The organism is Aeromonas sp. s3 (assembly GCF_040907805.1).
Lineage (GTDB): Bacteria > Pseudomonadota > Gammaproteobacteria > Enterobacterales > Aeromonadaceae > Aeromonas > Aeromonas dhakensis.
The window spans coordinates 65,316-77,424 of record NZ_JBFOCQ010000028.1 but is presented as its reverse complement, the minus strand read 5'-3'; the positions used below and the strand labels follow the sequence as shown (position 1 = coordinate 77,424).

Annotated in this window: 10 protein-coding genes; 6 read left to right on the top strand and 4 right to left on the bottom strand. The window is 61.7% G+C overall.

Going from position 1 to position 12,109, the window contains the following annotated elements:
* Positions 1 to 24: 24 nt before the first annotated feature.
* The 3 genes from AB5Y98_RS15425 to aspS all read right to left on the bottom strand — a co-directional run bounded on the left by AB5Y98_RS15425 (position 25) and on the right by aspS (position 4,509).
* Entirely contained in the window at positions 25 to 1,641 is a 1,617-nt protein-coding gene (locus AB5Y98_RS15425; protein ID WP_368232222.1) for a phosphoethanolamine transferase, read from the bottom strand.
* Between the two features lie 258 nt (positions 1,642 to 1,899).
* Positions 1,900 to 2,640: a YebC/PmpR family DNA-binding transcriptional regulator gene (locus AB5Y98_RS15420; RefSeq protein ID WP_368232221.1), complete on the bottom strand. Its 741-nt coding sequence runs from the start codon at positions 2,638 to 2,640 to the stop codon at positions 1,900 to 1,902.
* 102 nt (positions 2,641 to 2,742) lie between these two features.
* Positions 2,743 to 4,509 carry an aspartate--tRNA ligase gene (gene aspS / locus AB5Y98_RS15415; protein ID WP_368232220.1) on the bottom strand — a complete coding sequence of 589 codons (1,767 nt, stop codon included), beginning with the start codon at positions 4,507 to 4,509 and terminating at the stop codon, positions 2,743 to 2,745.
* A gap of 432 nt (positions 4,510 to 4,941) precedes the next feature.
* On the opposite strand from aspS, the gene AB5Y98_RS15410 reads away from it, so the two are divergent.
* From AB5Y98_RS15410 to AB5Y98_RS15385, 6 genes are all read left to right on the top strand, one after another.
* The gene (locus AB5Y98_RS15410; protein WP_017786556.1) at positions 4,942 to 5,790 is read left to right on the top strand and encodes a DUF72 domain-containing protein; all 849 of its coding nucleotides are present in this window, start codon (positions 4,942 to 4,944) and stop codon (positions 5,788 to 5,790) included.
* A 393-nt stretch (positions 5,791 to 6,183) separates the two neighbouring features.
* Complete coding sequence (gene cmoA, locus AB5Y98_RS15405) at positions 6,184 to 6,927, top strand: carboxy-S-adenosyl-L-methionine synthase CmoA (protein ID WP_017781833.1); 744 nt, start codon at positions 6,184 to 6,186, stop codon at positions 6,925 to 6,927.
* Entirely contained in the window at positions 6,924 to 7,901 is a 978-nt protein-coding gene (gene cmoB / locus AB5Y98_RS15400) for a tRNA 5-methoxyuridine(34)/uridine 5-oxyacetic acid(34) synthase CmoB (RefSeq protein WP_019838556.1), read from the top strand. Before cmoA ends, cmoB begins: the two co-directional genes overlap by 4 nt.
* A gap of 82 nt (positions 7,902 to 7,983) precedes the next feature.
* Positions 7,984 to 8,742: an ATP-dependent zinc protease gene (locus AB5Y98_RS15395; RefSeq protein WP_010634492.1), complete on the top strand. Its 759-nt coding sequence runs from the start codon at positions 7,984 to 7,986 to the stop codon at positions 8,740 to 8,742.
* Between the two features lie 3 nt (positions 8,743 to 8,745).
* Entirely contained in the window at positions 8,746 to 10,284 is a 1,539-nt protein-coding gene (locus AB5Y98_RS15390; RefSeq protein WP_368232219.1) for an inactive transglutaminase family protein, read from the top strand.
* Positions 10,285 to 10,287: 3 nt separating this feature from the next.
* Positions 10,288 to 11,253, top strand: a complete 966-nt coding sequence (locus AB5Y98_RS15385; RefSeq protein ID WP_010634493.1) for an alpha-L-glutamate ligase-like protein — start codon at positions 10,288 to 10,290, stop codon at positions 11,251 to 11,253.
* Between the two features lie 209 nt (positions 11,254 to 11,462).
* On the opposite strand, the gene AB5Y98_RS15380 is transcribed toward AB5Y98_RS15385, so the two are convergent.
* Entirely contained in the window at positions 11,463 to 12,065 is a 603-nt protein-coding gene (locus AB5Y98_RS15380) for a peroxiredoxin C (RefSeq protein ID WP_005299113.1), read from the bottom strand.
* Between the last annotated feature and the right edge of the window lie 44 nt (positions 12,066 to 12,109).

Genomic DNA, 12,109 nt, shown 5'->3' with positions numbered 1-12,109 from the left:
TTTTTATTGGTCGCTTTCGCCGGTTCACACCGCCCGGCACGGCTTGAACAGATCCAGCGCGCCGTTGTAGACCTGAGTCTGCACATCCATGATCCCCAGCATGGAGTGGAACAAATTGTCGTGGGAGAAGCGCTTGCTGGCCGCCTCCTGCTGCAGACAGGTCATATCCAGCTGACGGTCGGCTTGCAACTGGGGGGAGAACCAGGTCATCAGCGGCACCCTGGTCTGATCGTCCGGCGCGAACTTGTAGGGGGTGCCGTGCAGGTAGAGCCCCATGGCCCCGAGGGATTCGCCGTGATCCGACAGATAGACCAGCCCCACGTTGTAATCCTTCTCCAGCGTCTTGAGCTTGTCGATGAGACGGGCCACCACCTTGTCGGTGTAGCGGATGGTGTTGTCATAGGTGTTGACCAGCTCTTCATTGGTGCAGTTTTCGATGTCGCTGCGCGGGCAGTCCGGCACGAAGGTCCGTTCACTGGCGGGATAGCGGCGATAGTAGGTCGGGCCGTGGCTGCCCATCAGGTGGAAGGCCACCAGCTTGTTGCCCTTCATCTGCGCGATCTGCCGATCCAGCCCCTCCAGCATCACCTCGTCGTAGCAGGATCCCTTCTGGCAGTACTGGGGAAAATCCTTGGCCTCGATCTCGATGGTGGGCACGTTCTTGCACACCCCCTTGCAGCCGCCGTCGTTCTCCTTCCACAGCACGGAGACCCCAGCGTGCTGCAGCACATCCAGCATGCCGTCGCGGGACTGGGCCAGGGTGTCGTCATAGCCGCGCCGCGTCAGGTTGGAGAACATGCAGGGCACCGAGACCGCGGTGGCGGTGCCGCAGGAGCGCACGTTGCGAAACGAGACCATGCCCGATTCCCTCGCGGTGAAGCTGTTGGTGGCCTTGCCGTAACCGTTGAGGGAGTAGTTCTGGCTGCGCGCCGTCTCCCCCACCACCAGGAACATCAGGGTCGGCTTGCTGCCCTGCCCCACCACCCTGGCGTCCGTGCCCAGCTGCTGATACGGGATCGGGGTGGCGAACAGGATGTCGGTGGCGTAACGATAGAGGCCGTGCACATAGTTGGCGGGCACTATCTCCTTGCCGAGGGACTTGTTGTTGCGCCCGACCGAGGCGTAATCCTGGTAATAGAGGGCGGCCACCCCCACCAGAAGCAGCAAGGAGAGGGCGATGGAGCCGAGCCGCAGGCCCAGCCCCTTGTACCAGGGACGGGGATAGTCAATCTTCACCCACAGCAGGGCCAAGGCCGGCAGCAGGCCGGTCAGCGCGAACCAGAGCAACACGGAACCATTGAGGTAGGAGGCTGCCTCCCCGCTGTTGGTCTCGACGATGTTCTGCACCATGCTCACGTCGAAGATGACCCCGTATTTCAGCATGGCGTAGCTGACCACGGATCCCATCAGGATCAGCAGCACGAAGAAGGGCTTGAGCAGATAGCGAAAGGTAAAGGGCAGGAACACCGCATTGAGCGCGGCCAGCAGCACGAAGGGGATCGAGACGACGAAGCCCGCCTTGACGTGTTCCAGCTTGGTAAGAATGGTGTAGAAGTGGAGGAAAATGGGCCAGTTGAAGAGCAGTGCAAACAGCAGCACCAACAACAGATTCACCTTCATCACACCCAAGGTGATACGCATAACGATACTCCGACAAACCAGACAAGACAGGGGGCTTGGCAACAGCCCCTCTTTGGATCTTCCGCGCCGGCGCCCTCTTCCCGAGGTGCAGACCGGCCGTGGGCGCGAGGGCCCCGGGACGCAGGCAGGGTAGAAAACCAAACTTAAGGGAGAATTAAGGCGGGGCCTGTTCTGGCCGAAGGGCGGGTCGATGCGGGTTATACGGATGAAAAAAAACGGCAGCCGAGGCTGCCGTTTCGAGGAATATTGCCGACCTGATTACAGGGTGGCGGCAACTTCGTCGGAGATGGAACCGTTGTGGTACACCTCCTGCACGTCATCCAGATCTTCCAGCATGTCGATGAGGCGCATCAGCTTGGGCGCGGTCTCGGCATCCAGCTCCGCTTCGGTGGAAGGGATCATGGTCACTTCGGCGCTCTCGGGCTTGAGGCCGGCGGCTTCCAGACCATCCAGCACGGTGCCGAAGTCGTTCGGGGTGGTGTACACCTCGATGGTGCCATCTTCTTCGGTCACCACGTCGTCGGCACCGGCTTCCAGAGCGGCGTCCATCAGGGCATCTTCATCGGCGCCCACGAAGGTCAGTACACCCTTCTTGGTGAACAGGTAGGCCACGGAGCCATCGGTACCCAGGTTGCCGCCGCACTTGCTGAAGGCGTGACGCACTTCGGCCACGGTGCGGTTGCGGTTGTCGGTCAGGCACTCCACCATGACGGCGGAGCCGGCCGGGCCGTAACCTTCGTAGACGATGGTTTCGAGCTGCTCGCCGTCACCACCGCCGGCCCCACGGGCGATGGCACGGTTGATGGTGTCACGGGTCATGTTGCTGGTCAGGGCCGCCGCCACCGCCGCACGCAGGCGCGGGTTGTTGGCCGGGTCGGCATCACCGAGACGCGCGGAGGTGGTGATTTCGCGGATCAGCTTGGTGAAGATCTTGCCGCGCTTGGCGTCTTGCGCCGCCTTGCGGTGTTTGATGTTGGCCCATTTACTGTGACCTGCCATAGGGACTCTCCGTTATAGTTTGAAATTTCAGTAACACAGGTTGCGACTACCCGGGGAAACGGGAAAGGCCGCATTGCTGCGGCCCTGGTTGCCGATAAAGGCTTATTCGTCACCCTTGACGGTGGTCGCAATCGCCAGCTCGCCCAGCTGGGTCGGGTTGGCAAAACTGGGGGCGTCGGTCATCAGACAGGCGGCCGCCGTGGTTTTCGGGAAGGCAATCACGTCCCGAATGTTCTCGGTACCGGTCAGCAGCATGCTCAGACGGTCCAGACCGAAGGCCAGGCCGGCGTGCGGCGGGGTACCGTATTTGAGGGCATCCAGCAGGAAGCCGAACTTCAGGCGCTGCTCGGCCGGGGTGATCCCCAGGATGTCGAACACGGTGGACTGCATCTCGCTGTTGTGGATACGCACTGAACCGCCACCCACTTCGTAGCCGTTGATCACCATGTCGTAGGCGTTGGCGTAAGCGCCTACCGGGTTGGCTTTCAGCTGCTCCGGGCTCAGGCCGCTCGGCGCGGTGAACGGGTGGTGCATGGCAGCCAGACCGCCTTCGCCATCTTCCTCGAACATCGGGAAGTCGATGACCCACAGCGGCTTCCAGACGTTCTCCAGCAGGCCCAGATCGCGGCCCACTTTCAGACGCAGGGCGCCCATGGCATCGCACACCACTTTCTTGGAGTCGGCGCCGAAGAAGATGATGTCGCCATCCATCGCACCGGTGCGGGCCAGGATCTCGCGCACGATGGCGTCGGAGAGGAACTTGGCCACCGGGGACTGCACGCCCTCGATGCCGTTGGCGGCCTCGTTGACCTTCATCCAGGCCAGGCCCTTGGCACCGTAGATGCCGACAAACTTGGTGTACTCGTCGATCTGCTTGCGAGAGAGCTCGGCGCCGCCCGGCACTTTCAGGGCAGCCACGCGGCCTTTCGGATCGTTGGCGGGGCCGGCGAACACGGCGAATTCGACCGCGGTCAGCAGATCAGCCACATCCACCAGCTCCATCGGCAGACGCAGGTCCGGCTTGTCGGAGCCGTAGCGACGCATGGCTTCGTCGAAGGTCATGATCGGGAAGTCGCCCAGATCCACGTTCAGGATGTGCAGCCACAGTTTGCGGATCATCTCTTCCATGATTTCACGCACCTGCGGTGCGGTCATGAAGGAGGTCTCCACGTCGATCTGGGTGAATTCCGGCTGGCGGTCGGCACGCAGGTCTTCGTCACGGAAGCACTTGACGATCTGGTAGTAACGGTCGAAGCCGGACATCATCAGCAGCTGTTTGAACAACTGGGGGGACTGCGGCAGGGCGTAGAACTTGCCCTTGTGCACGCGGCTCGGCACCAGGTAGTCACGGGCCCCTTCCGGGGTGGCCTTGGTCAGCATCGGGGTCTCGATGTCGAGGAAGCCGTGCTCGTCCATGAAGCGGCGCACGAAGGCACTGGCCTTGGCGCGGGTCTTCAGGTACTTGGCCATCTCGGGACGACGCAGGTCCAGGTAGCGATACTTGAGGCTCACCTCTTCGCTGTTGACCTGGTTGAAGTCCAGCGGCAGCGGCTCGGCACGGTTGATGATGGTGAGCTCGTGGGCAAACACCTCGATGGCGCCGGTGGCCATGTCTCTGTTGCGCTGGGAGTCGGGACGGGTGCGCACCACGCCGGAGACCTGAATGCAGAACTCGCCGCGCAGTTCGGAGGCCAGGGCAAAGGCGTCCGGTTTGTCCGGATCGAAGAACACCTGCACGATCCCTTCCCGGTCGCGCATGTCGATAAAGATGAGGCCGCCCAGATCGCGACGACGATGGACCCAACCGCACAATGTAATGGTCTGCCCTGCATGGGCCTCATTGACCTGTCCGCAATAGATAGAGCGCATGGACTTCTTCCTTCGAAATTGTAGAGAGACGGTTAACCTGGGTCGCCGGGCACGACTGGCAAGCACCGTCTGTCTCACAGCTGGCCAGATCCTGCTTCTTGCCCGGTTTGAAATCTGTCTCGTACCGTCCGACCGCCGGGATCGGACACCTGCCGCCGATATCGGCTCGACCAGAGGCGGCTGACAAGCGGCCGGGTTGTCGGGCGGAGGGCATCGGCAAGCGATTGTTGTTTGGCCGCATCATGGCCGCTGCCGTCGTCACAATATGCGTACAGCGGCGTGAGTCACAACAAATTGGCAAACAAAAGGGCTGGCATTATAGAGGAAAACCCCCATTTGGGTAAAATGGCCAGCAGCCTCCTTTGCCCTGTTTTTTACATCCCGGGGCAAAAAAAGGGGAAAATCGAGACAAACCCGCAGACAGGATCCCTCATGAGCCTCTTTTTGGGCCTGCCACAATGGTCGCACCCGGCCTGGCCCGGTCACTTGCTGGGGGTGGGCGCCAAGCCCGCCGAGCACCTCGCCCACTATGCCCGGGTCTTCAACACGGTGGAAGGCAATACCACCTTCTACGCCTCGCCGACCCCCGATACGGTCCGGCGCTGGGCCGATGCGGTGCCAGCTAGCTTTCGTTTCAGCTTCAAGTTTCCGCAAACCATCAGTCACCAGAGCGATCTGGTGAGCGCCGACAAGCAAGTGAGCGACTTTATCCGCCTGCTGGCCCCCCTGCATGACAAACTGGGGCAGCTCAAGCTGCAGCTGCCCGCCCGCTTTGGACCCGACGGTCTTCCTCGCCTGGCGGCCTTCTTCGAACGGCTGCCACCGGCATTTCGCTATGCCCTCGAGGTGCGCCACCCCGATTTCTTCGCCAAGGGCGAGGCGGAGCGGCAGTTGAACCGGCTGCTGATGGAGAGAGGCATCAACCGCATCATGCTCGACAGCCGGCCGCTCTTCTCGGTGCCCGCCACCTCGGCGGCCATGATCGATGCCCAGGGCAAGAAGCCGAGGCTGCCGGTGCACCTGCTGGCTACCGCCAACGCCCCCGTGGTGCGGCTCATCGGCCTGCCACATCCCGAGGACAACCACCCCTTCCTGCCAGGCTGGCTCCCTCACTGGCGTCAGTGGTTGGCGGAGGGAAAAGATCTCTACCTCTTTATACATACTGCCGACAACGCCCAGGCCCCCGAACTGGCCCGTCAGGTGGCCCGCCTGCTGGGGCAGGAGATGGCCCCCTGGCCGGGGGAAAACGATCGCGCGCGCCAGGGCGTGCTGCCCTTTTGAGCGGCGCTTTCGCCGCCCCCGCTTCGGCGCGAAAAAAAGCCGTTTTTTTCTGATCTGACGGGGCTTGGCGTCAAGACAAACGGCCGCCTTTCCTCTACACTAGCGCCCCATGCAAGGACCCGGTCTGCCCGCCCATCGCACTTGATTGCAGGCGAGCATCCGGCTCCGGTAACAGGGCCCCGACGCCCCTTGACGACAACCGCTTGTCGCCCAGGGCGCAGCCCATCAAAAGGACCAGGATGATGGTCCATTGCGAACGGAAGCGGCCCGATGGATCTCAAGGCCCGCCACCCCGTTCGTGAACCGGTGACGACACGACCCGGACGGGTGTCACCCAACGATTCAATTGAACAAAACAGTCGGTTCGCGCACCGGCTGTCAGGTTGCGCCAGCATGCACGATCAGATTTTTGCCGCCCCCATCGCCCGATTGGGGGATTTTTGCTTTGACGAACAGGTCGTCGATGTCTTTCCCGACATGATCCAGCGCTCGGTGCCGGGTTACAGCAACATCATCTCCGCCATCGGCATGATGGCCGCCCGCTACGCCCAGCCCGAGAGCCGGCTCTACGATCTCGGCTGCTCCCTGGGTGCCGCCACCCAGGCGATGCGTCGCCATGTTGCCCAGCCCGGCTGCCGCATCACGGCGGTGGATCTCTCCCACCCCATGATCGAGCGGGCCCGCGCCCACCTTTCAGGCTTCAAGTCCGAGGTGCCGGTGGAGCTCATCGAGGCGGACATCTGCGACATCGAGATTGAGAACGCCTCCGTGGTGGTGCTCAATTTCACCCTGCAGTTCGTCGCGCCCGAGAAACGGGCCGCCCTGATCCAGCGCATCTTTGACGGCCTGCGCCCGGGCGGGATCCTGATCCTGAGCGAGAAGTTCCGCTTCGAGGACGAGCAGGTCAACGAGCTGCTCATCGACCTGCACCTCGACTTCAAGCGTGCCAACGGTTACAGCGAGCTGGAGATCAGCCAGAAACGCACCGCCCTTGAGAACGTGATGCGCACCGACAGCCTGCCGGTACATCAGGCCCGTCTGCGAGAGGCCGGCTTCGTCCATCAGGATCTCTGGTTCCAGTGCTTCAACTTCGGCTCCATGATCGCCATCAAATCGAGCGAGCCTGCCCAGCCATGATCGACTTTGCCAACTTCTATCAGCTGATCGCCAAGAACCGGCTGAGCCACTGGCTGCACACCCTGCCCGCCCAGCTGCACGCCTGGCAACATGACAACCAGCACGGCGATCTGCCGCGCTGGAACCGCGCCCTCAACAAGCTGCCGCAGGTCGCTCCCGGCCACGTCGAGCTGACAAGTCGGGTCGAAATCGGCTCGGCCGAGAGCCTCGGCGAAGGGGAGCGCAAGAAGGTGGAGAGCCTGCTGCGCCACTTCATGCCCTGGCGCAAGGGTCCGTTCACGGTGCACGGTATCCACATCGACACCGAGTGGCGCTCCGACTGGAAGTGGGATCGGGTGCTGCCCCACATCAGCCCGCTCAAAGGCCGTTACGTGCTGGACGTGGGCTGCGGCAGCGGCTATCACCTCTGGCGCATGGTGGGCGAAGGGGCCAAGCTGGCGGTCGGCATCGATCCGAGTCCGCTGTTCTTGTGCCAGTTCGAGGCCATTCGCCACTTCGCCGGCAACGACCAGCGCGCCCACCTGCTGCCGCTCGGCATTCAGGAGCTGCCGGAGCTGCGGGCGTTCGACACCGTCTTCTCCATGGGGGTGCTCTATCACCGCAAGTCCCCCATCGAGCACATCGAGCAGCTGCGCAACCAGCTCAAGGACGACGGCGAGCTGGTGCTGGAGACCCTGGTGATCGACGGCGGCGTCAACGACGTGCTGATGCCCACCGATCGCTACGGCAAGATGCGCAACGTCTGGTTCATTCCTTCCAGCGCAGCGCTCAAGCTGTGGGTCGAGCGCTGCGGGTTCACCGATGTGCGGATAGTCGACGAGAATATGACCAGCACGGACGAACAGCGTCGTACCGACTGGATGATTAATGAATCCCTGAGTGATTATCTGGATCCAGCCAATCCGGCACTCACGGTAGAAGGACACCCGGCACCCAAACGTGCCGTACTGATTGCCAGAAAGGCCAAAGACTAGCCGATGGCCGCGGTGGAAGTTACACTGACCCAATTCCAGGAAGCACAGTTAAATGAATGACATGAAAAGCAAATTAAAAGGAATGACCCTGCTCTCCCTGCTCAGTCTCGGCGGGTGTGTCACGATGGAAAAAGCGCCCCCGGTACCTACCCTGACGCTGGCCGAGCTTCGCAACGAGATCAATCTGAGCGAGCAGCGCCTGCAAACATCCATGGAACAGCAACAGAAGCAGTATGTGCAGCAACAGCACCTGCTGGTTCAGCTCAACACTGATGTCAACAACATGAAAGAGTCCGTGAACAAAGTCGGCAGCAAGCTGGAACACCTGCCGCCCGAGCCGCCCAAACCCATGGCGATCCCGACCGAGAAGTGCCAGGCCCCGAGCCAGGGTCACACCGTCGACGGCAAGCTGCTGGTCGGCGAGGCGGAGTGGATCTGGGTTGACGCGGCCAACGACGCCTTCCAGGCGCGGGTCGATACCGGTGCCACCACCTCCTCCATCAGCGCCCAGGACATCACCATCTTCGAGCGCAACGGCAAGAACTGGGTGCGCTTCTTCCTGAGCCATCAGGAGATGGACGACAAGATCCAGATTGAAGCGCCGCTGGTGCGCCACGTGCGGGTGCGTCAGGCCTCCGCCGACGATCTCGACCGCCGCCCTGTGGTACGCCTCGCCGTACGTATCGGCGACATGACCGAGAAGGCCGAATTTACCCTGAAAGATCGCAGCGACATGGCCTTCCCCGTGCTGCTGGGTCGTGAATTCCTGAAAGACATCGCCGTGGTTGATGTGGCCCGCGAATATATCCAACCAAAACCCAAGCTCAAGGATGTGAAATAATCCATGGTTTCCCGTAAGCCGTTCTATTTGCTGGTTGCCCTGCTGTACATTGTCGGCCTGGGGATGACGTTCTATCACCACATCGCGCTGGACGTACCGCTCACGCCGGGTGAAAAACGCCAGATCTGGTCCATCGAAGCCAAGCTGGAGTTCGAGGCCACCGGCGAGCCGGTGATCGCCTCCCTGGCCATTCCGGGCACCCAGCCCGGTTTCACCCTGATGAACGAGAACGCCGCGAGCCCGGGTTACGGCCTCTCCTTCGTCGAGAAGGATGGCGATGCCCGCGCCGAATGGTCGATCCGCACCGCCTCCGGCCGTCAGGAGCTCTACTACCGCGTCGACATGATGGCCGATGCCCATGCCAAGCCGGCTGCCAACCCGCAGCCGCCGGCCATCGAGAAGCAGATCGAGAGCGAGCCCTACGCCACCGCCATGCAGCAGATCCTGGAGCGTGCCCAGGAGCGTTCCGCCGACGGCTACACCCTGACTCGCGAGATCATCAAGGAGATCGAGAAGCAGGAGCAGAACGCCGAGCTGCTGAAAAAGCACAAGAGCCGCGCCAACCTGATCGCCGAGCTGCTCAACAACGCCGACGTACCGGCCCGTGTCGTCCATGCCCTGAGCCTGGAAGACGGCCGCCGTCGTCAGGAGCTGGTGGATTACCTGCAGGTGTTCAACAGCCCGACCGACTACAAGCTGTTCAACCCGCAAACCGGTGAACAGGGCCGCCCGGCCAACCTGCTGCTGTGGGAGTACAACTCCGGTGCCCTGCTGGACGTGACCGGTGGCCACAACTCCAAGGTGAGCTTCTCGATGATCGCGCAGGAGCAACCGGTAAGCGTGGCGCTGGCCCAGAAGTTTGAAAAATCAGAGATGATGAACTTCTCCATCCACAGCCTGCCGCTGGAAGAGCAGACCCTGTTCAAGGGCCTGCTGCTGATCCCCATCGGCGTGCTGATGGTGGTGTTCCTGCGGGTCATCGTCGGTATCAAGACCTCGGGTACCTTCATGCCGGTGCTGATCGCGGTCGCCTTCATCCAGACCCAGCTGATCACCGGTCTGGTGGGCTTCCTGCTCATCGTCGGCACGGGTCTGGTGATCCGTTCCTACCTGTCGCGGCTCAACCTGCTGCTGGTGGCGCGGATATCGGCCATCATCATCATGGTGATCTCGATGATCGGCATCTTCTCGGCGTTCGCCTTCAAGCTGGGGCTGACCGACGGCATGAAGATCACCTTCTTCCCGATGATCATCCTCTCCTGGACCATCGAGCGGATGTCCATCCTGTGGGAAGAAGAGGGTCCGAAAGAGGTGTTCCGCCAGGGCGGCGGCTCCCTGCTGGTGGCCATCATCGCCTACCTGGCCATGGACAACGAACTGATCCGCCACCTCACCTTCAACTTCCTCGGTCTGCAGCTGGTGCTGATGGCGACCGTGCTGTTGATGGGTAACTACACCGGCTACAAGCTGAGCGAGCTCAAGCGCTTCAAGCCGCTGGTGGACGAGATGCGCTCCGGTGCCACCCCGGATAAGGACAAGTAACAGATGTGGTTCTGGGAAAAGTACACCACCCCGTGGAGCCTGTCTCAGTCAGGCATCCTCGGCATGAACAAGCGCAACCACTCCTACATCAGTCGCTACAATCCGCGCAGCCTCTATCCGCTGGTGGATGACAAGCTGCAGACCAAGCGCATCGCGCTGGATGCGGGGGTGACGGTGCCGGAACTGATCGGCACCATCCGTGCCCAGCACGACGTGAGCCGCATCACCGAGCTGGTGAAGGATTGGCCGGGCTTCTGCATCAAGCCGGCGCGCGGCTCCGGCGGCAAGGGGATCCTGGTGATCCTGCGCCAGGAGGACGGCCTCTTCTACAAGCCGAACGGCAGCGCCAGCAACGGCCAGGATCTGGAGCGTCATGTCTCCAACATCCTGGCGGGGCTCTACTCATTGGGCGGCAAACCCGACGTGGCGCTGGTGGAAGGGCTCATCAACTTCGATGACGTATTCGACGGCTACTCGTTTGAAGGGGTACCCGATTCGCGGGTGATCATCTTCAAGGGCTTCCCGGTGATGGCCATGATGCGCCTCTCCACCGCCGCCTCCGACGGCAAGGCGAACCTGCACCAGGGCGCCGTGGGGGTGGGTCTGTGCCTGCGCACCGGCCGCGCTCTGCGGGCGGTACAGTTTGGCTCACCCATCCGCCACCATCCGGATACCGGCCTCGATCTGTACGATCTCAAGGTGCCCCACTGGGACACCCTGCTGACCCTGGCGGCCTCCTGCTACGAGATGTCGGGCCTCGGCTACATCGGGACCGACATGGTGCTGGACAAGTTCCGCGGCCCCATGCTGCTGGAACTCAACGCCCGTCCGGGCCTCGCCATCCAGATCGCCAACGGCCGCGGCCTGGTGCCCAACCTCAAGACCATCGAGAAGCTGGGTCAGGTGAAGATGAACGTGGAGCAACGGGTCAACTTCGCCAAGGATCACTTCGGTATCTTTGACGAGTAGTCCGGAGCTGGATGACAAAAGCGCGCCAAAGGGCGCGCTTTTTTATGCCTGCCGTTTATCGGCACGTAGCCGGCAACGGCAATCCTGCTGAGCAAGCGTTGCTGGACAAGGGTTGCTGGCCAACATTGTGAAACGAGAGTGCCGAATTACGGCCATAAAAAAACCGATGCCTGGGCATCGGTTTTTCATTATCCGGTGTACCGACCCGATTACAGGGAAGCGGCATTCTCGGACAGGTACTTGGCAACGCCGTCCGGAGAGGCGGTCATGCCCTTTTTGCCTTTTTCCCACTGAGCCGGGCACACTTCGCCGTGCTCTTCGTGGAACTGCAGGGCATCGACCATGCGCAGCATCTCGTCGATGTTGCGGCCCAGCGGCAGATCGTTGACAACCTGGTGACGAACGACACCGTTCTTGTCGATCAGGAAGGAGCCACGGAATGCCACGCCGGCTTCCGGGTGTTCGACGTCATAGGCTTTGCAGATTTCGTGCTTGATGTCGGCAACCAGCGGGTACTTGACCGGGCCGATGCCGCCGTCTTCGATCTTGGTGTTGCGCCAGGCGTTGTGGGAGAACTCGGAATCGATGGAAACACCGATCACTTCCACGCCACGCTTGTTGAACTCTTCCAGACGGTGATCGAAGGCAATCAGCTCGGACGGGCAGACGAAGGTGAAATCGAGCGGATAGAAGAACAGGACGGCTGCCTTGCCCTTGATGTGGGATGCCAGGTTGAAGGAGTCAACGATCTGGCCATTGCCCAGAACGGCAGCAGCGGTGAAATCGGGTGCGGGACGGCCTACCAATACCATATTCAATTCCTCTTTATGTGAAGTGAACAATCCTGTCAGGATTG